This window comes from Paenibacillus shirakamiensis (genome assembly GCF_017874255.1).
In the GTDB taxonomy this organism is placed as follows: domain Bacteria; phylum Bacillota; class Bacilli; order Paenibacillales; family Paenibacillaceae; genus Fontibacillus; species Fontibacillus shirakamiensis.
The window spans coordinates 202,485-224,767 of sequence record NZ_JAGGLD010000003.1 but is presented as its reverse complement, the minus strand read 5'-3'; the positions used below and the strand labels follow the sequence as shown (position 1 = coordinate 224,767).

Genomic DNA, 22,283 nt, shown 5'->3' with positions numbered 1-22,283 from the left:
AGGATTTATAGTAATGGCAAATCGTATTCTTATCGTAGATGATGCAGCTTTTATGCGTATGATGATCAGAGATATTCTGACAAAAAATGGGTTTGAAGTTGTCGGGGAAGCACAAGATGGCGCTCAAGCTATTGAAAAATACAAGGAACTTCGTCCAGATCTAATTACCATGGATATCACCATGCCTGAAATGGATGGAATTGCAGCACTTAAAGAAATCAAAAAAATTGATTCTGCTGCTAAAGTTATTATGTGTTCAGCTATGGGCCAGCAAGCCATGGTTATCGATGCGATTCAAGCAGGGGCAAAAGACTTTATTGTTAAGCCATTCCAATCAGACCGAGTTGTAGAAGCTATTAACAAAACACTCGGTATATAAGGCAGTACGTCATGTATTTAGAAGTAGATACACCTTTTAGTACAACCGGATTCATTTCCAATGTAGTAAATGTCATTATCGTACTCATAGTCATTGTAGTATTGATTGTTTTTCTTATCCGTTTCTTGGGAAGACGGAACCGGTTGTTTACAAGGACACAGTCGATTCGAACGTTAGGAGCTGTGGGTCTTGGACCTAACAAATCTCTACAGGTCATTGAGGTGGGTAGTTCTGTATATGTAATTGGTGTAGGAGAAAATATCTCGCTCGTAGATAAAATAGCAGAGCCGGAAGAAGTAGCCTTGTTGCTCACTTCTTTCGAGGAGGGGACTTCGGACTTCGCAAGTCTCTCCTCTACACTCTCTGGCTGGGCTACACGACTTCGTAAGCCAAAAGCGACACAGGACGAAGAGCTAGAGGGAACACCATTTCAAGAAGTGTTTGAGTCCAAGTTGAGAAAATTGCCTACACGCAAACAACAGATGGAGGATTTACTCCAGGACGAACAATCTAAAGATCGGTAGAGGGTTACATGAAGAAAAAGGTCATAATTGTAAGTTTACTTATTTTGATTCTCAGTGCTTTTTCGGTAACCATTGCTTCTGCAGCAGATGTTATACCTAACATTAATGTGCAAGTCGGCAGCTCGGATAGCAGTAAGCCAAGCACAAGTTCACTTTCTATTCTTCTTCTCGTTACGATATTAAGTGTAGCGCCTGCGATTCTGGTGTTAATGACCAGTTTCACCCGTATTGTGATTGTCCTTGGATTTGTCCGAAGTTCACTTGGAACACAGCAGATGCCGCCGAACCAAGTTCTGGTGGGTCTAGCCTTGTTCCTAACCTTATTCGTTATGAGCCCAACACTCTCGCAGGTGAATGATGTGGCTTTACAACCGTACCTTAAGGGTAACATTAGTCAGACGGTAGCTATCGAAAAAGCAGCTGTACCGATGAAGAAGTTCATGTCTTCGCATACGAGGGAGAAGGATCTTCAACTCTTTATGAGTTATACGAAGACTCCGAAGCCTAAGACATATGAAGATATTCCGATTACAGTGTTGGTTCCCGCCTATGCAATCAGTGAACTCAAGACCGCATTTGAAATGGGATTCATGATATTTATTCCTTTTCTCATTATAGATATTGTTGTGTCGAGTACACTTATGGCCATGGGGATGATGATGCTACCACCGGTAATGATCTCATTACCTTTCAAAATTTTATTATTTGTACTTGTAGATGGATGGTACTTGGTTATCAAATCCCTTCTAATGAGCTTCAATACTTGACGAAATAGAAGCGGATACCTAAGAGAGAGTCTATATCTTGCTAGAACGAGGAGGACGGTTATGAGTTCGGAGTTTATTATCGGGTTGGCCGGACAAGCCGTTTACACCGTTTTAAAAGTCAGTGCACCCATGCTGATTTTGGGTCTAGTGGTGGGACTCATCATCAGTATATTTCAGGCAACGACACAAATTCAGGAGCAGACACTTGCTTTTGTTCCTAAAATTGTAGCGGTTTTGTTAGCACTTCTATTGTTCGGCCCGTGGATATTAACCACGTTGGTTGATTTTACAGCCAATATTCTAGGTAATTTAGCTAGTTATATCGGTTAACGGGGATGGACACAGCGTTGTTGCTACAAAATTTCTCCATCTTTATGCTTATCTTTTGTCGAATAACAGCATTTTTTGTGGTTTCTCCTGTATTTTCAAGTAAATCGGTGCCATCGATCTTCAAAATTGGTTTATCGGCGATGATCGCTTTCATGATTTACTTAGTGCAGGGTGTGCATCAGACCATTCCACCTGATCTAGGATATGTCATTCTGATGTTCCGTGAAATTCTAATTGGACTTCTGATGGGTTACGTCGCTCTACTAATCTTCTCTGTAATTCAAATGGCTGGAGCATTCATTGATATTCAAATCGGCTTTAGCATAGCCAATGTTCTAGATCCAATGACGGGTGCATCGGCACCTATTATTAGTAATTTTAAGTATATGGTCGCAACGCTCGTCTTCTTAAGTATCAACGGCCATCATTATCTTTTGCAAGCCGTGATGAGGAGCTATGAGTGGATTCCGCTCAGCAATAATTTTTTTGTAACTTTGTATAATGGCAGCATCTCAGAGTTTGTATTACGCACGTTCAGTCAGGCATTCCTACTAGCTTTTCAGATGTCGGCACCTTTAGTTGTTTCTTTGTTCTTAACGGATGTAGCTTTGGGATTTTTGGCCCGTACTGCACCACAGTTCAATGTATTCGTTATAGGGATTCCGCTGAAAATTATCGTGGGATTGCTCATGCTCATGTTGTTATTGCCCAGTTTCGTTTATGCTTTTGAATATTTATTCCAGATCTTGTTCAAATCACTTGAGAACTTAATGGGAACGATTGGGCAGAGGCCTAAGTAAGATGTGGATGGAGGATATGACTTGCAATTCAGGCACAGACTCGACCTTCAGTTATTTGCCGGAGAGAAGACTGAGACCGCTACCCCTAAGAAAAGACAGGATGCACGCAAAAAAGGACAGGTAGCCAAAAGTATGGATATCTCAGGCTCTCTAGTCCTACTATCCTCCTTCTTATGTCTGCTTATATTTGGTGATTATATTAAGACTCGGCTACTAACCTTGTTCACAGAAGTTTTAGTAGGGCGTCTAACTATGCAGGTTACGAATGATAATGTAGTCAATATGCTAGGGAGATATGGTGTTCAAATATTGATCATGTTAGCTCCAGTATTTGTTGCTGTAATCATCGTGGGGCTGTTAGCGAATTACGTACAGGTCGGATTTATGTTGAACGGTGAAGGCATCAAGATGAAATTCAGCAAGCTGAATCCGATCAAAGGATTCAAGAATATTTTCTCCATTAGATCTTTGGTGGAATTTCTTAAGTCTATTTTTAAACTTACGATTATCTCTTATCTTGTCTATTCTACCATTTGGGGAGAGCGGGGCGAGATTGCAAAACTAGGTCAAGAACCTGTGGAAACTACGTTTTCATTCAGTGTAAAGCTTACAATGAACCTTGGAATCAAGATTGGTGTAGCCTTGTTCATTCTAGCAGTTCTGGATTTTCTCTATCAGCGTTATGAACATGAAAAGAGTATAAAGATGTCGAAGCAGGACATTAAAGATGAGTATAAAAAAATGGAAGGCGATCCCATGATTAAAGGGAAAATCCGGGAACGTCAGCGCCAAATGGCCATGCGTCGTATGATGCAGGAGATCCCTAAGGCAGACGTAATTATTACCAACCCTACGCATTTCGCGGTTGCACTTAAATATGATGGTGTTCATATGGAGTCCCCGCAAGTGATAGCCAAAGGTCAGGATTTTACAGCATTGAAAATTCGGGAAATTGCCAAGGAACACGGCATTACTATTATGGAAAATAAGCCGTTGGCACGAGCACTGTTTGCTAGATCGGAGATCGGGGATAGTATTCCGTCGGATCTTTTCCAGGCGGTTGCTGAAGTGTTGGCTTACGTATATAAGTTACAAGGAAAAGTGAAATAACAAGGGATCGGAGGCAGAGGCCGCATGAAAATCAAAGAAATATCTGTTTTGCTCGGAATTATCGGCATTGTGCTGATGATGATCCTTCCGATCCCAAGCTGGCTGCTGGACATTCTACTTGTCATTAATATCTCGCTTGCCATGATGATTTTGCTGGTAGCGATGAATACAAAGGAAGCTTTGCAATTCTCTATCTTCCCAGCGATGCTTCTGATTACAACTTTGTTCAGACTGGCGCTGAATGTGTCTACAACCAAACTTATATTGGGTGAAGCGAGTGCAGGAAACGTAGTGGCTACCTTTGGTAGCTGGGTATCGCAAGGTCAGCCCGTTGTCGGGTTTATCGTGTTCCTGATCTTGGTGGTTGTACAATTTATTGTCATTACCAAAGGTTCCGAGCGGGTAGCAGAAGTGGGGGCAAGATTTACACTCGATGCGATGCCGGGTAAGCAGATGAGTATTGATGCAGACCTGAATGCGGGGCTTATCAATGAACAGCAAGCACGTGAACGTCGTCGTAAAATTGAACGGGAAGCCGACTTTTATGGAGCGATGGATGGAGCAAGTAAATTTGTAAAAGGCGATGCGATTGCGAGTATTATCATCCTCGTTATTAACTTAGTGGGGGGATTCATCATCGGCATTTCGATGAAAGGCATGTCTTTCATGGATGCCGTATCTACCTACTCCCTCTTAACGATAGGGGATGGACTGGTAAGTCAGATTCCGGCGCTGCTGATTTCAACGTCAGCAGGTTTAATTGTGACCCGAGCCTCTTCAGAAGGTAACTTGGCAGATGACATTACGAGTCAGCTCTTTATTTATCCAAAACTAATTTATATCGTTTCAGGAACGATTCTTTTATTAGGCATTTTCACACCCATTCACTTTCTAACCACGTTCCCACTAGCTGCGGCGCTTGGTTATGCGGCTTATAAGATGCAGAAGAACATGGACCGCAAACAAGTCGCGCAAGAACAGCAGGAGGAGGAACAACAGATCGAAGAGGTGCGAAGTCCAGAAAGTGTCATTAACTTACTTCAGGTAGATCCGATCGAGTTCGAATTCGGATATGGCCTCATCCCCCTTGCAGATACACAGCAGGGCGGAGATTTGTTGGACCGAATCATTATGATTCGTAGACAATGTGCACTAGAGATGGGACTCGTCGTTCCCGTCATTCGGATTCGCGACAATATTCAATTGAGACCTAATGAGTATGTCATTAAGATTAAAGGCAATACCGTTGGCGGCGGGGAGTTACTCCTCAATCATTATCTGGCGATGAGCCCGGGATATGATGATGATTCTGTCACTGGAATCGAGACACAAGAGCCAGCATTTGGATTGCCTGCCTTGTGGATTGATGAGGCGACTAAGGAACGAGCAGAATTGGCGGGGTACACGGTAGTAGATCCGCCGTCCGTAGTAGCTACGCATTTAACAGAAATGATCAAGAAACATGCTCACGAGTTACTGGGACGACAAGAGACGAAGACGTTGGTGGATAACCTCAAGGAAAGCTACCCTATTCTTGTAGATGAACTTATTCCATCTGTACTGTCTGTAGGAGATGTACAAAAAGTACTGGCGAAGCTGTTACGGGAAAAAATTTCGATTCGGGATATGGTTACTATTTTTGAGACGATGGCCGATTATGGTTCATATACCAAAGATCCTGATGTACTAACCGAATATGTACGGCAGGCTTTATCCCGACAGATCACACAGCAATACACGAACCAAGGTGAGACGATGAAAGTGATTACCGTGGGACCTATGTTAGAGAAAAAAATTGCCGAGAGTGTGCAGCAATCGGATCAGGGGAGTTATGTAGCACTGGATCCGGTGTCAACGCAGACGGTCTATCAAAAGCTTACAGAACAGATCAATCGTTTAATTCAGTCCGGGCAACAACCTATCGTACTTACATCCCCTACGATCCGTATGTATTTGAGACAAGTGATGGAACGTACGATGCAAGACATCCCCGTTCTCTCCTATAGCGAGCTTGAGCCTAACGTAGAAATTCAGAGTGTGGGAGTGGTGAATTTATGAGGGTAAAACGGTATATCGTCGATACCATGCCTGAAGCTATGCATAAGATTCGTACAGAACTCGGTAATGATGCGGTCATCCTCAGTTCAAAGGAACTTAAAGTAGGCGGATTTATGTTTATGTTCCAGAAGAAAAAAATAGAGGTTATCGCTGCGGTGGAGGCTAAGGAAGATAAGCCTGCTCCAAGACCTGCTAAGTCTATGTCTCAGCCTGCTCCAGTGGCTAGAGCCAGTGTGCCTGCTGCCTACCAGAAATCAGCTCGTCTGTTGAATTCAGAGGAAAAGGAAGGCTTGAATTCGGCAGAGATGCGGCCTGCGGATTCGCAGATCGAACCTGAGCTTGGGCCAAACGTAGTACATTCAGCTTCGTATTCCCAAGAAAGTCTAAAGGTAGAGCCAACAATTACTCAGACTAGTTCTTCTTCTTCTCCTCCATCTTCTAAGCCGGAAAGTCTTGCAGAAGGTAATCTGTCGGAGGAACGACTTTTTAATGAATTGAAGCAAATGAAACAAATGATGAACCGCTTGACCTTGAAAGATCCGACCACAGCAGATCTACCAGAAGCTTTACAGATTATACAGGATCATCTGGTAGCTCAAGGCATTGAATCTACTTTAGCGGAAGCGTGGATAACAGCTGCATTACTTATGTGGAATTCGGAGGAGGCAAGCCTTAGTCAGGCCCGTCAACTGCTTCAAGTGCAAATCGGTGATTTTCTGCTAGGACGCTTAGGGGAAGGGATTTCAGCATCAACTAAAATGGTCTATATTGCCGGACCTACGGGTGTGGGAAAGACAACGACCATTGCCAAGCTGGCTGCAGATCAAATCTTCCGGAATCAAAAGAAAGTGGGTTTCATTACCGCAGATACGTACCGAATTTCTGCTATTGAACAGTTACGGACGTATGCCTCGATACTTAATGTTCCACTCGAAGTCGTTCAGTCACCGGGCGATGTCCAGCGGGCTGTACAGAGACTGCAATACTGCGATTTAATTATTATGGATACGGCAGGTCGTAATTACTTAAACGAATTACTCGTTGCCGAACTGCATAGTCTTTTGTCCATAGATGAGCATAGCGAGACCTATTTGGTTCTTAGCCTAACTTCCAAGACAGAAGATATGCAAAAAATCACGGAACATTTCATCAAATTCGGCTTAGATAAAGTAATCTTTACGAAGCTTGATGAGACAAAGACATGTGGCTCCCTCTTCAATCTGTTGCATGACTATCCTGTGAAATTGTCTTATTTGACTCATGGACAGAACGTTCCAGACGATCTATTAAGAGCGGATGTAGCTTTATTAGTGAATCAATTGCTTGGAGAGCAAGGAAAATGAATGATCAAGCGCAATCTTTACGCAACATCATCACTTCTAGGGAACAATCTTCTTCTCCAGACACGGGAGATCGGGTCGCGAAGATTATCACAGTTAGTAGCGGAAAAGGTGGCGTAGGCAAGTCGAACTTCACGCTTAATTTTGCATTAGCTCTACAATCTTTAGGCAAAAAGGTATTGTTGTTCGATGCAGATATTGGGATGGCGAACATTGATGTGCTGATGGGCGTTAGAGCCCCCTATTCTCTCTATCATTTACTAAAAGGAGAAAAGTCGATTCGGGAAATCGTTGATTATGGAACGAATGGTTTACCTTTTATCGCGGGGGGGTCTGGCATGATCGACCTATTCACCTTATCGGAATCTGACCTCTCATATTTTACACAGCAGATCGAAGAAATTTCCGGGGAAATGGATTACGTTATTTTTGATACGGGGGCGGGGCTCTCCAAAGAGACGTTGAAGTTCATTACGGCTGCAGATGAATGCCTAGTAGTTACAACCCCGGAACCGACATCCATCACAGATGCTTATGCGCTAATCAAAGTCGTAAGTAACTTAGACCTTCAAGAACCCGTTACATTTAAGCTTATGATCAATCGAGTCGAGCATGAACGTGAGGCTAAGCAGGTTGCAGAAAAGATCTCGCTTGTAGCCAGAAAATTCTTGAATCTAGAGATTCCGATGATCGGTTCCATGAGTGATGATCCACATGTTGTCCAAGCCGTCAAAAAGCAGGTTCCTTTTTCTATTGCTTACCCTTCTAGTGCTGCTTCACGCGATGTACACCGAGTAGCATCTGAATACATAGCTGCTTCTTCTGTGCAGGACAACACCACCTTTGCAGGAATCAAGGGATTTTTACACAGATGGCTCAAACGCACCAAATGATTCTTACTAAGGTACACAAGGAGGCCATGACATGAAGCCTTATCGAATTGTAGTCGTGGACGATTCGGCGTTTATGCGAAAGATTGTATCAGACTTAATTGAAGAAGATACCGATTTGAAAGTTGAAGCAACCGCAGTACATGGAAAAGAAGCGATTGAACTAGTAAAAGAATTACAGCCTGATCTAGTGACTATGGATATTGAAATGCCCATCATGAACGGACTTGAGGCTCTAAGCGCAATTATGCAAGACAAACCATTGCCTGTGATTATGCTCTCTGGTATTAATGAGCAAGGGATGCGAGAGACGATTATGGCTTTAGAACTGGGAGCTTTTGATTTCATTAGAAAACCTTCCGCAGCCACAACCTCGCAGGGTATAGAGCAAGTGGGACAAGCATTGCGCGAGCAAATTATGGCAGCCATGCAGATGAAGGAACGCAGAGAAGCCAGAGAAGCGGCAGAACGGGCCGCAGCTTTATTGCCACAAAGGCGTTATAGTCATCGCAGATTGGATCCTCATCCTGCAGCGAATGCACCTAATCGCACCCACTCTCCAAATGAAATACCTGCTGCTCCACTTGAACTAAAGAATCCATTGCTCATGCCCCTTTCGCGGGCTTCCGATGTGTCGCCCTCGGAGGCAGAAGGATCCTATAATCAGACATTAGTACCAGAGAACACTCATCGTAGTCAAAACACAAAGGATAAGAAGGAAAAGTTAGCACAATCCAAGCCTACAGCTGCTAGTGAAATTGTTGAACTAAGATCCAGAAACAAACTAGCACATGCAGGAACTAAAGAAGTGCAAACATCCCGTTCTATCCAGCCTGCTCGAAAGCAAGGGCTAAGGACAGAATTTAATGAATTGGTGGCTATTGGTTGTTCAACAGGGGGACCTAAAGCTTTAAAGGCCGTCCTAGAACAAATTCCAAGCGATTTCCCAGCTCCAATTGTCATCGTCCAGCATATGCCTCCTAATTTCACGCATTCTTTGGCTCAAAGGCTGAACAGCTTAAGTCCACTGCAAGTCGTAGAAGCCGAAGAGGGCATGGTGATTGAGAAGGGAACAGCCTACATTGCTCCTGGTGGATTCCATATGATTATTCATCAAGTACCCGCTGGTGAATGCCTTATTCATTTGAATAAGGAAGAACTGCGCAACGGTCACCGCCCATCTGTCGATGTCATGTTTGAATCCTTATTACCCATCACATCGATCAAGCATCACGCCGTATTAATGACCGGAATGGGAAGTGATGGTGCCAAGGCGATGAAAAAATTACATGATGCTGGTGTAACCTCAACCCTTGCAGAGAGTGAAGAGACTTGTGTGGTATACGGCATGCCAAGATCCGCCGTGGAGCTGGATTGTGTGAATGAAGTTGTTCCTTTATATGAAATTGCATCAAAGCTTGTAAAGATTGTGAAATGAAGAATTTAATCTTATAGGGGGTGTCTCACCATGGACATGAATCAATATTTATCCATGTTTCTTGATGAGTCAAATGATCATCTGCAATCGTTAAATGAGAAAATGCTAGAACTTGAAGACAATCCAGAAGATATCTCTATTGTTCAGATTATCTTTAGATCCGCGCATACCTTGAAGGGTATGGCAGCGACCATGGGCTTCGAAGACCTCGCTTCCTTAACACATCAGATGGAAAATGTTCTGGATCTAGTCCGCAATGACAAACTGAAGATGCAAGATTTCATATTTGATACGTTATTCAAAAGTCTAGATGCCTTGCAATCCATGGTTCAAGATATTGCGAATGGTGGGGAAGGTAAAGAAGATGTGACGTCTATTGTGTCATCTCTACAGGCTATTGTTCGTGGAGAAAATCCTTTGGAACAGCCATCTGCTTCTTCTAGTAATGTTGAGCCAACGATGACTACCGCGGCTATTCAATTGGATGAGTTCCAGTACTCTGTACTTGAACAGTCTATTAGTGAGGGCCATAAGGTTTCTTACATTGAAGTTGCTATTCGCCGGGATTGTCAGTTGAAAGCAGTTCGTGCCTATATGGTATTTGATTTACTAGAGAGATTTGGCGAAGTTATTAAGTCTTCTCCTTCGGTTCAGGATATTGAGCAAGATAAATTTGATTATAGCTTCTCCCTTTATTACATAACACAGCAAGATGATGCCGAACTCGAACAAATGATACTGAATCTCTCCGAAATTGAGCGTGCATCAGTTGTAGCTTTGGATGCAGAAACGCTAAAACAAGTTTCACAGGAAGTATCCACTCAAGCTGCGGCTGCCGTGGAAGCTCCCGAGATACCTAAAGAGAAAACTTCAGTGGCTATGGAAATTGACAAGACAACTGTACCCGTGAAGACAGATTCTAATGCCAATGCTCCTCAAGCAAAAAAAGCAGCTGCGAATACGCCTTCTAGAACCATTCGAGTAGATATTGAACGTCTAGATGTTCTAATGAATCTATTTAGTGAGCTATTAATCGACCGAGTAAGATTAGAGCAACTTGCGGGTGAAGTGAAACGCGCGGATCTCACGGAGACCGTGGAACATATGAGCCGTGTAAGTACGGATCTACAAAATATAGTCTTGAAACTGAGAATGGTGCAGATTGATACCGTATTTAATCGATTCCCGCGTATGGTTCGAGATTTAGCCAAAACATTAAATAAAAAAATAGATCTAGTCATTGAAGGAGCCGACACTGAGCTCGATCGTACCGTCATTGACGAAATCGGAGATCCGCTGGTGCATTTGCTGCGCAACGCCGTTGACCATGGTGTAGAATCCACCGAGGATCGCTTAGCTGCTGGGAAGTCTGACACGGGTACTGTGCTTTTGAAAGCTTTCCATTCCGGTAACCACGTATTTATTGAGATTCAAGATGATGGCTATGGTGTCAACCGCGACAAAGTGCTGGCAAAAGCCGTGAAAAATTCGGTAGTTACCGCAGAACAAGCTTCATCCTATACGGATGATGAAGTCGCTCAGCTCCTGTTCGCAGCAGGCTTTAGTACAGCGGATACCATCTCAGATATTTCTGGACGTGGCGTAGGTCTTGATGTTGTTAAAAGTAAAATTGAGTCCTTAGGTGGTACAGTAGTGATTTCATCCAAATGGGGTCAAGGAACAAAGTTCTCGGTTCAGCTCCCACTTACGCTCTCTATTATCTCTGCGATGCTCATTCAGATTGGCAGTGAGAAATATGCGATCCCACTCTCCTCCATTGTAGAGACTGGACTGATTGAACGGAATCAGATTCGCTCAGTGCATGGCTATAATATGGTCTCTTATCGCAATAGTCATATTCCTTTACTTTCCTTAGCTCAGATCTTTGGCGTTCCTGACTTTGATGAAGAGGCAGAGGAAGAGACCGAGATCGTAGTTATTCGTAAGGGAGATCGACTTGCTGCATTGTCGGTTCAGGAATTTATAGGACAGAACGAAATTGTAATTAAGAATCTAGGTAAATATCTTCCTTCGATTCAGGGAATTGCCGGCGCGACAATCCTAGGGGATGGTCAAGTGGCTTTAATTATCGATCCAAATACATTCATTAAATAGAGGAGGCAATTCCATGGGACAGGATATTAAAGTAATTGTGTTTAAGCTTGCGAATGAAGAGTACGGAATTGAAGTAGAGAAAGTACAGACGATTGAGAGAATTTTGCCTATTACACGGGTACCCAAGACATTCTCTTTTGTTAAAGGGGTGATCAATCTACGAGGCGTAGTTATCCCTGTGATTGACTTAAGGGGACGCTTTGGATTGCCGGAAGCTGATTTCACAGAACAGAGCCGAATCATTATTGTAACTGCTGAAGATTTGGAAGTGGGATTCATTGTAGATTCTGCTAATGATGTTATGGATTTGAATACCGATATTATTGATGCACCACCAGAAGTAGTAGGTGGAATTAAAGCCAAGTATTTAGATGGTGTCGCGCGAGTATCGGAGGAACGTCTGCTCATTATGCTGAATCTTTCCGAAGTTTTGAACCGAAGTGAAATTATTCAATTGGAAAGTATTGAGGGATAAGCCGTGGATCTCTTTAAGGACTTTGCGGAATTTAAAATGGATGTACTGAAAGAAATCGGAAACATAGGTGCGGGAAATGCGGCAACTGCATTATCCTGTCTGCTGGACAAGCCGATTGACATGGCAGTTCCCAAAGTCCAGATGCTTCCTTTTGAAGCCATCGCAGAAAGAGTGGGCGGAGCGGAAGAAATTGTTTTGGCTATATTTTTTAGAGTTGAGGGCGAAGCACCCAGTAATTTGTTTTTTATTATGACTCCAGATGCCGGGAAAAAGCTTCTTCATCGTCTAGCTAATTTGACTGTAGCTAAGGAGTCCGAATTTACGGAGATGGAAATGTCGGCCTTGTCCGAGATTGGCAATATTCTTGCCGGATCTTATCTATCTTCCTTAGCAGATTTCACAGGATTGTCTATGTGGCCTACCGTTCCGGCACTGGCCATTGATATGGCAGGAGCCATCCTAAGTTATGGCTTACTCCAGTTTGGTGAGATGGGAGACGACGCATTACTTATAGACACTACGTTTATCGAAGATCAGCAGCAAGTAGAAGGACAGTTCTTTTTGATACCTGATCCCGAGTCATTTGACAAAATCTTTACTTCGCTGGGAGTGCCGACGAAATGATTGATGAGCAGCGCATCGTAAAAGTGGGCATGGCCGAGCTTGATATTATTGAGAAAACGGGTGTCATTCGAACAACGGGGTTAGGATCCTGCGTAGGGTTAACCTTGTATGATCCGTACCTAAAAGTAGCAGGACTTGCCCATGTTATGCTACCTTCATCCGATATTGCTCGTGAAGGTGCGCTGAATATAGCTAAGTATGCGGATACAGCTGTCCCTTCAGTTTTTGACAAATTAATCCGTTTAGGAGCTTCACCCAAAAGAATAGTAGCTAAGATGGCAGGTGGCTCTCAAATGTTTGTATTTGCGGGCAAAGGAGATACCATGCGAATTGGGCCTAGAAATGTAGAGTCATGCAAGCTTAAGTTAGCTGAACTGGGAATACCCTTAATTGCAGAAGACACGGGTGGTAATTATGGACGCACGATCGAACTCGATTGTGAGACAGGAATATTGTTCATACGTAGTGCACAAATGGGTATAAAGGAATTGTAGCCATGATAGGAAAAATGAGTTTTAACTGGATCTGTGGAGGCATCGGCTTCTTGCTGACCTTCATGGTATCCTTTGCGAACAACATGCTGCTGACAAGTTTTATAAGAGGCTTGATGGCATTTGCTGTATGGTTTGTCCTAGCCTTTGCAATCAGATGGGTATTTAAGATGATTAGTGAGCCTCAGTTATCCGCAGATAGAATAGATGATTACAATAGAGGGACAAGACTGGATTACACGACCCCCGATGAGACAGATGAACTAAGTGATTTAATCAAACCAAAACCGGACGTTTCGCAGCAGCCGAACCAATTTTCACCTTTAAGTCCGCCAAAACTGGTTACAACATCACAGCGGGATCCTGAGGAACTGGCGAAGGCTGTTCGTCACCTGACAGAAAAATAAGGAGGGTGAAGGCGAGTGAACGAGCGCAAATCAACAGGTCTGAACCATGCAGATATTTGGGAGAAATGGAAAGAGCATGGAGATATCGAGGCCAAAAAAGTATTGATTGAAAAATTTCTTCCTATTGTAGATTATGTTTCAGGTAGGCTTGCCGTAGGTTTGCCTAAGAATGTGTCCAGAGATGATTTGGCTAGTAATGGGGTTATGGGTCTAATTGATGCCGTGGAGAAATTTGATTATAAACGGGGACTCCAATTCGAGACCTATGCGTCTTGGCGGGTTCGTGGAGCAATATTAGATGGGCTAAGACAAGGGGATTGGGTTCCTCGTTCTGTTCGTGAGAAAGCAAAACGAATTGAAGAAGGCTATCAGAAGTTAGAACAACAGTATTTACGTACCGTATCGGATGAAGAAATGAGCCATCATCTGGATATTTCTATCCAGGATTTCCAAACCATGCTCCAAGAAGTAGCTGTAATGACACTTTGTTCCTTGGAGGATCCTATCCGAGATGAAGACACCGAGACTCGACTATCCATACTGGTGGATGACAAAGCGAAGAATCCGGATTACAAAGTCCGGGAGTTCTTTTTAAAGGATTCATTGACTAAGGGAATTGAGAAATTGACTGAGAAAGAGCGTACGGTCGTTTCTTTACTTTATTATGAAGATTTATCATTGAGTGAGATTGCAGAGGTGATGTCTTTATCCCCTTCACGTATTTCACAATTACATTCTAAGGCGATTCTACGGCTCCGCGGCAGCTTGGATAAACAGCGGGATCTGTTAATGCAAGATGACTAAGGTACATTTTAATCTGAAATGGAGGGGTAGTGATGGGAGAGCAAGTGGAACTGGATTTGAATCAATATTTGAGCGTAACGATATCCAATGAGAAAACCGTGGCTTATATCCAGTTTATTAAAGAAGATGAATCCTTCAGCTGCACAGAGCAAGTTCTGGAAGGATTCCTTCTTGCTCACGGAGTAAAGTATGGGCTACAAGAGGATATCATACGAAGTTTTGTATTGAATCCGAAGGAATACTATTTTAGCCGGACTCCCGTTGCATATGGCGTGGATCCCATACATGGAGTTAATGGCTCTATACGCTATACTATGCCCATTTATGATGATTTCACAGGACCGCTAGAGAACGAAGACGGAAGTGTGGATTATAAAGAAGTTACCAAGCTAAACAATATTCAACGAGGTCAACTCATCGCTGAACTTGTTCCACCTACAGATGGTAGGTCCGGGATTGCAGTAACCGGTGAAGAACTGCCTTATAAGGCAGGAAAAAATGCGAGATTTAAAATGGGGAAAAATGTTGTCCTCAATGGGGAGCAGACTGCGATGTATGCCGCTATCGATGGTCTCGTTACCCCTACTGAGCGAGGTAAAGTGAATGTATTCCCTGTATTTGAGGTGAACGGCGATGTTGATTACAGTACAGGAAATATCAATTTTGTAGGAACTGTAGTCGTTCGGGGAAATGTATTAACGGGATTCCGGATTACTGCGTCAGGAGACATTCGAGTCATTGGCGGTGTTGAAGGCGCTGAACTGATTGCGGAAGGTTCTATTGATATTAGTGGTGGCATTATTGGCTATAACAAAGGCATCGTTAAGGCGGGCCTAAATGTAAAAAGCTCATTTGTTCAAGATGGAAATGTACATGCTAGTGCAGACATCCTGGTCTCTCAAAGTATTATGCATTCCCATATTCGTGCTGGACAAAATGTCATTTGTAACGGTCCGAAAGGATTGATTATAGGTGGGAATGTTCAAGCAGGAGATCGGGTCATTGCCCGGGTAATTGGCAACCCCATGTCTACGGCAACAACCATTGAAGTGGGTGCATTACCGGAACTTCGCAATGAACTTGTCGAACTCAAACAGCAGTTCAAAGAAATCGTCGCCAGCCTGGATAAGTCAGAAAAAGCTTTAACACTTTTAGATCAATTGGCTTCGCTAGGTAAGTTAACTCAAGATAAGATGGATATGCGGACCAAGCTGAATATGACAAAGAAGCTTCATAAGAGTCAGCAAGTAGAATTGAAAGAGCGCATGTTAGAGATTGAGAAGTCTCTTGAAGATACTAGTCGTGCCAAAGTACAGGTAATAAAAATGATCTATGGTGGTTCGAAAATTGTCATCGGTAGATATACTAAATTCGTAAATGATCCCATTTCAAGAATGACTTTTTATTTCAGTGAAGGTGATATTTTAATGTCAGCTTACGTCTGAGTTTGCTGTTGGGGAGGTCTATCCATGGATTTCAAAGCGGTTGAGTTGCAAATTGCTGTTCCACGCACGAGTGATGCGAGTAGAATGCAACAAGATCATCTGCAGAGGCATGCTCACAATCAACATACTTTAGAGCATCAAGTCGTCCAAGATGCAGCTCAGGAGCGCAAGAGGAGTAGTGGAATTCACGAATCCACTCAAACATCGATAAAAGATGGAGAGCATGCTTCTTCTAATAATGAATCGAGAAAGCATGGACCTAAATTACGAGAAGAAGACAAGGATAAACCTGCTGATCATCCCGCAGAGCATCCATATAAAGGTCTCAATATAGATTTTTCATTATAACTATTACACTAAGTAGGGTGAGTATATGAGTGGAAGTCCCTGGCTGTATGTAGTGCTGCTCGGAGCAGCTGCAATCGTCTATTCTTTAATGCTGCCTAAGCGAAAAGAACAACTTACCGAGTTCTCCACGGATACTTCACAAGTTGAAGCTACCATGGAGCATTATATGTCTGAAATTGAAAGAGAAAATCTTGAGATCGTAGAACTTGTTGCTCAGATCAGAACGGAGGCTAAGGCTCAGCGCCTTTCTCTTCAAGAGCAGGTCACGGAGCTTCGTACTCGCTTATCTGAATCTGACAGATCATATGCAGCACAAGACATGAGAATTCAACTTCTGGAACGATCATTCTCTGTAGATACAGCAACTGCAGCAGAAAATGTGGCAAGGGCTGAGATGTTAAAACAGGAGAACGAGAAATCCGTTCCGGTGAACAGCGCATCCCAGAGTGTGAGAGATCGTTATGCTGATTTGTTCGAGCTGCATAACCAAGGAAAGTCCATGGATGCGATTGCTAAGGCACTGGGTATCCAGCGTGGAGAAGTACAATTGATCCTGCAACTAGCAAATAAGGAGGAGATTTTCCTATGAAAAATCGCCTCTTTATGCTTGGGCTGGGTATTGGTCTGATAGCCGGGGCTCTATTGCTTCAAATTATGAATTTCGGTCAGGGATCATCCACAGGAACACTAGCGACAAGAGAACAGATAGACAAGGCAGCCATCGTGCAAGGGCTAAAAGTATATAGCTCAGAGGACAAGGTATATACAGAGAAAGAATGGCAGGAAAAACAGGCTAAGGAAAAAGCGTCTAAGGAGAAACCTGTGACACCTACCAAAGAACCTGTCGTGCCCAAAGCTGTAGTTGCACCCACTACACCCGAGCAGCCTGCTAACAAAGATGACAACCCCTCAGTTAAAGCACCAGCGAATTCTACTACCTCTTCTCCTAAGGAACCTTCCGTAACTACATTTACTATTGTCTCAGGCGATACGCTTAATGATGTAGCAGCAGGACTTAAAAAAGCTGGAATCATTAATGACGCAAGTGGATTTGTTCAAGTTGCGGATGGACTTAAAGCAAATTACAGATTACAAATGGGAGATTTCCAGTTTAAGAAAGGTGAGAACGTAGAGTCCATCATTACAAAGATTACTAAGCCCGCAACTAGTAAATAAAGGGAGTCATTGTGCCCAATAAAAAGTCCTATAAATTATTGCATCCCGTTTGCAATTATGGTATATTAAATGACGGTGTTAAAACACACGCTGATTGATTTCGTTAAGGGTGCTTGCTGTATGGCGAGTTTTAACGGGAGATGATCTTGGCGGAGGGCAACACAAAATAAAACCAAACCTAGGAGGTGCGTGAAGATGGCAGTTATCTCGATGAAACAACTCCTCGAAGCAGGGGTACATTTCGGTCACCAAACACGTCGTTGGAACCCGAAGATGGATCGTTATATCTTCACAGAAAGAAACGGTATTTACATCATTGACTTGCAAAAGACAGTGAAAAAGGTAGAAGAAGCTTATAATTTCGTTAAAAGTATTGCTGGGGAAAATGGTACAATCCTTTTCGTCGGAACGAAAAAACAAGCACAAGATTCTGTAAAAGAAGAAGCTGAGCGCGCAGGTCAATTTTACATTAACCAACGTTGGCTCGGAGGAACTCTAACTAACTTCCAAACTATCCAAAAACGTATTGATCGTTTGAAGACTTTGGAAAAATGGGAAGAGGACGGCACATTCGCTGTGCTACCTAAAAAAGAAGTTATCATTCTTCGCAAAGAAAAAGATCGTCTTGAGAAGTTCCTAGGCGGAATCAAGAACATGAAGGGCCTACCAAGTGCTCTATTCATTATTGACCCACGCAAAGAACGTATCGCAGTAGCTGAAGCTCGCAAATTGGGTATCCCAATTGTAGGTATCGTAGATACGAACTGTGATCCAGACGAAATCGACTATGTTATCCCAGGTAATGATGACGCGATTCGCGCTGTTAAATTGCTGACAGGTAAAATGGCTGATGCAGTGATCGAAGCTAACCAAGGTGAACAAACTACAGCTTAATTTATGTTAAGCTAACATACACGATGGAATATATGAAAAGGGTGGTTGTTAGGTGATAGAACCTCTCACCACCTTTTTTTTAAGGGATAAAAACCGATTAAATCTAAATTATGGAGGTTTTATACATGGCAGTAGATGCAAAAGCAGTAAAAGAGTTGCGTGAGAAAACTGGTGCGGGTATGCTGGATTGTAAGAAAGCATTGGAAGAAGCAAACGGTGATTTGACAAAGGCTTCTGAATTGCTTCGTGAAAAAGGTCTTGCAGCAGCAGCAAACAAAGCAGGACGTATTGCTACTGAGGGCGTAGTTGAATCTTATATCCACGCTGGCGGAAGAATTGGCGTAATTGTAGAAATCAACTGTGAAACAGACTTCGTTGCAAAAACAGACCAATTCAAAGAGTTCGCTCGTGATATCGCAATGCAAATCGCTGCAGCTGACCCTAAATATGTTCGTCGTGAAGAAGTGCCAACAGATGAACTTGAGAAAGAAAAAGAAATTCTTAAAGCTCAAGCTTTGAATGAAGGCAAACCAGAAAAAATCGTTGAAAAAATGGTTGAAGGCCGCATCAGCAAATATTATGAAGAATATTGCTTGCTTGAGCAAACATTCGTTAAGAACCCTGATAAAACTATCAACACATTGGTTAACGAAAAAATCAGCACAATTGGCGAAAATATCTCAATCCGTCGTTTCGTTCGTTACGAACTTGGCGAAGGTCTTGAGAAAAAAGTCGACAACTTCGTTGAAGAAGTTTTGTCCCAAGTTAAAAAATAATACAAGCATAATGTGTATGGAGATTGACCTATAATTTAATCTATAACAAAAAGACTGGAACACTTCGTGTTCCTTCTTTTTTAACTTGATAGCTGTTAAGAGCTATCATGGAAAGTGGAGGGTATACTTTGGAACAGCCTGTATTTAAGCGTGTTGTCTTGAAAGTCAGCGGGGAGTCTCTAGCCGGTCAAAACGGATATGGTATTGATGCCCAGATGATCTCCTCTATTGCACAGCAAGTGAAGGAAGTAGTAGAGTTGGGTGTGGAAGTAGCTATCGTCTGTGGTGGAGGTAACATTTGGCGCGGGATTGCAGGAAGTGCCAAGGGGATTGACCGTGCAACAGCAGACTACATGGGAATGCTGGCTACTCTAATGAACTCACTTGCATTGCAAGATGCCCTAGAACAAATTGAAGTGCCTACTCGAGTGCAGACATCTATAGCCATGCAACAAATTGCTGAGCCTTATATTCGTCGCCGTGCTATTCGCCATTTGGAAAAAGGTCGTGTCGTTATTTTTGCGGCGGGTACAGGAAATCCATTCTTCTCCACAGATACAACGGCTGCTCTTCGTGCAGCAGAGATTGAAGCGGAAGTTATTCTTATGGCGAAGAACAAAGTAGACGGTGTATATTCAGCAGATCCAGCACTAGATCCAACCGCACAGAAGTTTGAGCAACTGACTTACATGGAAATACTAAGCAACAATCTGGGAGTCATGGATTCCACAGCTTCCTCGCTTTGTATGGATAATGATATCCCTCTTATCGTCTTTGCTATAACGGAGCAGGGGAATATAAAACGTGTTGTTCTGGGTGAAAAAATCGGAACTATCGTTAAAGGGAGTGTTAATTAATGCCACAATCAGTGAAAAACAACGCAGAAGAGCGTATGGAAAAAGCGATTGTTTCTTTGAAAAGAGATTTGTCCACACTTCGTGCGGGTCGCGCTACTCCTTCTTTATTAGATCGCATTCAGCTTGACTATTATGGTGCACCTACACCGCTGAATCAATTGGCGAATATCAACACACCAGATTCACGAACATTACTTATTCAGCCTTGGGATAAATCCTCTTTGGCAGATATTGAGCGCGCTATTCAGAAGTCTGACCTTGGTCTTACGCCTGCAAATGATGGAACAACGATTCGCTTGTCCATACCTGCATTGACGGAAGAGCGCCGCTTAGATCTAGTGAAGACGACGAAGAAATTTGGTGAAGATGCCAAAATAGCGATTCGTAATATTCGTCGCGATGCAAATGATGACATCAAAAAGATGGAAAAAACGGATATCTCCGAAGATGAGTCACGTCGCCATCAAGATGATGTTCAAAAGTCTACGGACAAATTTATCGCGGAAGTGGAGAAAGTGCTCGCTGCGAAAGAAAAAGAGATCATGGAAGTTTAAGAGACGTGAGCAGCCCCTCCATATTGGTGGGGTTTGTCTCTTTTTCATCATCGCTTGGAGGAAAAGGGAATGATCAACATAATTCAATCCTGGTGGAACAAGAATAAAGCTCAAAAATTACCTGTTCCTACCTTGTCCAAAGATAATATTCCTCGTCATGTTGCCATTATTATGGATGGGAATGGTCGTTGGGCGAACCGTAGAGGTCTGCCTCGCATTGTGGGCCACCAGACAGGAATGAAAGCCGTGAAACGTGCAGCTTTAGCGGCAGATGAGATTGGTATTGAATATTTGACGATGTATGCTTTTTCAACAGAAAACTGGAAACGTCCAAAGGATGAAGTGGATTTTTTAATGCGGCTTCCAGAGGAGTTTTTGGCTATGGAACTCGAAGAACTGATTGAGAAAAATGTACGTATTCAGATGATGGGACATCCAGAAGAACTGCCTTCTCACACGATTGCCGCAATGGAAGAAGCAATGCGAAGAACAGAGAATAATACGGGCCTTGTACTGAACTTTGCTCTGAACTATGGCAGTCGTAGAGAAATCAAAGAGACATTCAAAGAAGCGGCAGAAGCATTGGCTTCGGGAGCACTTACACCTGCTGATATCACGGAAGAATGGATTGGAGAGCATTTGTATCATACAGCTCTACCTGACCCAGACTTGTTAATTCGTACGGGTGGAGAATTGAGACTAAGCAATTTTATGCTTTGGCAATTAGCCTATAGTGAACTGTGGTTCACTGATTTGTATTGGCCTGAGTTTGGACGTGACCAACTCGCCCAAGCTGTAGCAGAATACCAAAGAAGAACAAGGCGTTACGGAGGCTTATCTTAATTGTGGATGGAGGTGGACTTGTTTGAAGCAACGCTTGATTACTGGTGTGGCAGCAGCCATAGTATTTCTTGGACTCTCTTTGGCAGGAGGTTTTTGGTATCATAGCTTAATTCTTATTATGTCTCTAATTGGTTATTTCGAATTTGTCCGCATGACCAAGACGTCCGCAGTAAGTGGAACAGCCCTCCTAGGTTTTGCTGGGGTGTTCATTCTTGTGGCGCCTTGGCGCCTTATGGGAATTTCGTTTACGCCTCAATCGCTTCTTTGGGTACTCATGCTTTTATTTCTATTTGTCACGGTATTTACCAAGAACCGGATTACGATTGATCAAGCTGCTTTATTGTTTCTAGGGAGTGTATATGTGGGGATTGGCTTCTCATATATAGCGGAGTCTCGGAGCACGCCAGATGGACATGGCCTGTTTTGGACATTTTTATTACTGTTCTCCATTTGGGCTAGCGATGCAGGTGCTTACTTTGTAGGCAGACAATGGGGAAGCCATAAGCTGTGGCCATCCATCAGTCCGAACAAGACGATTGAAGGCGCACTGGGTGGGGTTGTGCTTGCTGTGGTAGTTGCAGTAGGGTTTGCATTATTCTCCAACGGCACATTATCTATAGGCAGAGCCGTAGTACTAGGGCTAGTTGCTGCTGTTATCGGGCAGTTAGGGGATCTTGTTCAATCTGCATATAAGCGAGTATATGGTATAAAAGATTCAGGCACACTTTTACCGGGGCATGGAGGAATTTTGGACCGCTGTGATAGTTGGCTTACCGTCTTTCCCTTTGTACATATTCTAATGTTGTTGCCTTTCTATAGCCTTTAGCTACATCTTTGA

Annotated in this window: 26 protein-coding genes; all 26 read left to right on the top strand. The window is 43.1% G+C overall.

The features are described from left to right. Window positions 1–13: 13 nt before the first annotated feature. The 26 genes from J2Z69_RS10445 (at window position 14) to J2Z69_RS10320 (ending at window position 22,271) form a co-directional block, all read left to right on the top strand. Complete coding sequence (locus J2Z69_RS10445; RefSeq protein ID WP_209861909.1) at window positions 14–379, top strand: response regulator; 366 nt, start codon at window positions 14–16, stop codon at window positions 377–379. Window positions 380–390: 11 nt separating this feature from the next. After that, complete coding sequence (locus J2Z69_RS10440; protein WP_209861901.1) at window positions 391–903, top strand: flagellar biosynthetic protein FliO; 513 nt, start codon at window positions 391–393, stop codon at window positions 901–903. A gap of 8 nt (window positions 904–911) precedes the next feature. Further along, the gene (fliP, locus tag J2Z69_RS10435) at window positions 912–1,670 is read left to right on the top strand and encodes a flagellar type III secretion system pore protein FliP (RefSeq protein ID WP_209861899.1); all 759 of its coding nucleotides are present in this window, start codon (window positions 912–914) and stop codon (window positions 1,668–1,670) included. A 60-nt stretch (window positions 1,671–1,730) separates the two neighbouring features. Then, complete coding sequence (gene fliQ, locus J2Z69_RS10430) at window positions 1,731–2,000, top strand: flagellar biosynthesis protein FliQ (RefSeq protein WP_209861896.1); 270 nt, start codon at window positions 1,731–1,733, stop codon at window positions 1,998–2,000. 44 nt (window positions 2,001–2,044) lie between these two features. Beyond that, complete coding sequence (fliR, locus tag J2Z69_RS10425; RefSeq protein ID WP_425354999.1) at window positions 2,045–2,800, top strand: flagellar biosynthetic protein FliR; 756 nt, start codon at window positions 2,045–2,047, stop codon at window positions 2,798–2,800. A gap of 21 nt (window positions 2,801–2,821) precedes the next feature. Continuing rightward, window positions 2,822–3,910, top strand: coding sequence for a flagellar biosynthesis protein FlhB (flhB, locus tag J2Z69_RS10420; RefSeq protein ID WP_209861893.1), 1,089 nt, complete (start codon window positions 2,822–2,824; stop codon window positions 3,908–3,910). A 24-nt stretch (window positions 3,911–3,934) separates the two neighbouring features. Next, a complete protein-coding gene (flhA, locus tag J2Z69_RS10415) occupies window positions 3,935–5,968 on the top strand; it encodes a flagellar biosynthesis protein FlhA (protein ID WP_209861890.1) in 2,034 nt (677 codons plus the stop codon). Continuing rightward, on the top strand, window positions 5,965–7,311 hold the full coding sequence (gene flhF, locus J2Z69_RS10410; RefSeq protein WP_209861888.1) for a flagellar biosynthesis GTPase FlhF: 1,347 nt from the start codon (window positions 5,965–5,967) through the stop codon (window positions 7,309–7,311). Before flhA ends, flhF begins: the two co-directional genes overlap by 4 nt. Continuing rightward, window positions 7,308–8,201 (top strand): MinD/ParA family protein, encoded by an 894-nt coding sequence (locus tag J2Z69_RS10405; protein ID WP_209861885.1) that lies wholly within the window; start codon window positions 7,308–7,310, stop codon window positions 8,199–8,201. The genes flhF and J2Z69_RS10405 overlap by 4 nt, the downstream gene beginning before the upstream one ends. A gap of 31 nt (window positions 8,202–8,232) precedes the next feature. Further along, window positions 8,233–9,636 (top strand): protein-glutamate methylesterase/protein-glutamine glutaminase, encoded by a 1,404-nt coding sequence (locus J2Z69_RS10400; protein WP_209861882.1) that lies wholly within the window; start codon window positions 8,233–8,235, stop codon window positions 9,634–9,636. 30 nt (window positions 9,637–9,666) lie between these two features. Further along, a complete protein-coding gene (locus tag J2Z69_RS10395) occupies window positions 9,667–11,751 on the top strand; it encodes a chemotaxis protein CheA (RefSeq protein ID WP_209861879.1) in 2,085 nt (694 codons plus the stop codon). A 13-nt stretch (window positions 11,752–11,764) separates the two neighbouring features. Beyond that, window positions 11,765–12,226, top strand: a complete 462-nt coding sequence (locus J2Z69_RS10390) for a chemotaxis protein CheW (protein ID WP_209861876.1) — start codon at window positions 11,765–11,767, stop codon at window positions 12,224–12,226. A gap of 36 nt (window positions 12,227–12,262) precedes the next feature. Then, a complete protein-coding gene (locus J2Z69_RS10385) occupies window positions 12,263–12,850 on the top strand; it encodes a chemotaxis protein CheC (RefSeq protein WP_245339198.1) in 588 nt (195 codons plus the stop codon). Then, a complete protein-coding gene (locus J2Z69_RS10380; protein WP_209861871.1) occupies window positions 12,847–13,344 on the top strand; it encodes a chemotaxis protein CheD in 498 nt (165 codons plus the stop codon). Before J2Z69_RS10385 ends, J2Z69_RS10380 begins: the two co-directional genes overlap by 4 nt. 14 nt (window positions 13,345–13,358) lie before the next feature. After that, complete coding sequence (locus tag J2Z69_RS10375; RefSeq protein WP_245339195.1) at window positions 13,359–13,748, top strand: hypothetical protein; 390 nt, start codon at window positions 13,359–13,361, stop codon at window positions 13,746–13,748. Window positions 13,749–13,763: 15 nt separating this feature from the next. Then, on the top strand, window positions 13,764–14,552 hold the full coding sequence (locus J2Z69_RS10370) for a FliA/WhiG family RNA polymerase sigma factor (protein ID WP_209861866.1): 789 nt from the start codon (window positions 13,764–13,766) through the stop codon (window positions 14,550–14,552). Between the two features lie 32 nt (window positions 14,553–14,584). Continuing rightward, on the top strand, window positions 14,585–15,997 hold the full coding sequence (locus J2Z69_RS10365; RefSeq protein ID WP_209861863.1) for a FapA family protein: 1,413 nt from the start codon (window positions 14,585–14,587) through the stop codon (window positions 15,995–15,997). A gap of 24 nt (window positions 15,998–16,021) precedes the next feature. After that, the gene (locus J2Z69_RS10360) at window positions 16,022–16,345 is read left to right on the top strand and encodes a hypothetical protein (RefSeq protein ID WP_209861860.1); all 324 of its coding nucleotides are present in this window, start codon (window positions 16,022–16,024) and stop codon (window positions 16,343–16,345) included. A gap of 25 nt (window positions 16,346–16,370) precedes the next feature. Next, on the top strand, window positions 16,371–16,934 hold the full coding sequence (locus tag J2Z69_RS10355; protein WP_209861857.1) for a DUF6115 domain-containing protein: 564 nt from the start codon (window positions 16,371–16,373) through the stop codon (window positions 16,932–16,934). Continuing rightward, the gene (locus J2Z69_RS10350) at window positions 16,931–17,521 is read left to right on the top strand and encodes an endolytic transglycosylase MltG (protein WP_209861854.1); all 591 of its coding nucleotides are present in this window, start codon (window positions 16,931–16,933) and stop codon (window positions 17,519–17,521) included. Before J2Z69_RS10355 ends, J2Z69_RS10350 begins: the two co-directional genes overlap by 4 nt. A 195-nt stretch (window positions 17,522–17,716) precedes the next feature. Continuing rightward, the gene (rpsB, locus tag J2Z69_RS10345; protein WP_209861852.1) at window positions 17,717–18,415 is read left to right on the top strand and encodes a 30S ribosomal protein S2; all 699 of its coding nucleotides are present in this window, start codon (window positions 17,717–17,719) and stop codon (window positions 18,413–18,415) included. A 125-nt stretch (window positions 18,416–18,540) separates the two neighbouring features. Further along, on the top strand, window positions 18,541–19,191 hold the full coding sequence (tsf, locus tag J2Z69_RS10340) for a translation elongation factor Ts (RefSeq protein ID WP_209861849.1): 651 nt from the start codon (window positions 18,541–18,543) through the stop codon (window positions 19,189–19,191). Between the two features lie 128 nt (window positions 19,192–19,319). After that, entirely contained in the window at window positions 19,320–20,048 is a 729-nt protein-coding gene (pyrH, locus tag J2Z69_RS10335) for a UMP kinase (protein WP_209861846.1), read from the top strand. Then, window positions 20,048–20,602 (top strand): ribosome recycling factor, encoded by a 555-nt coding sequence (gene frr, locus J2Z69_RS10330; RefSeq protein ID WP_209861843.1) that lies wholly within the window; start codon window positions 20,048–20,050, stop codon window positions 20,600–20,602. Before pyrH ends, frr begins: the two co-directional genes overlap by 1 nt. A 69-nt stretch (window positions 20,603–20,671) precedes the next feature. Beyond that, on the top strand, window positions 20,672–21,445 hold the full coding sequence (locus J2Z69_RS10325; protein WP_209861840.1) for an undecaprenyl pyrophosphate synthase: 774 nt from the start codon (window positions 20,672–20,674) through the stop codon (window positions 21,443–21,445). A 22-nt stretch (window positions 21,446–21,467) separates the two neighbouring features. Further along, on the top strand, window positions 21,468–22,271 hold the full coding sequence (locus J2Z69_RS10320; protein WP_209861836.1) for a phosphatidate cytidylyltransferase: 804 nt from the start codon (window positions 21,468–21,470) through the stop codon (window positions 22,269–22,271). Window positions 22,272–22,283: the final 12 nt, after the last annotated feature.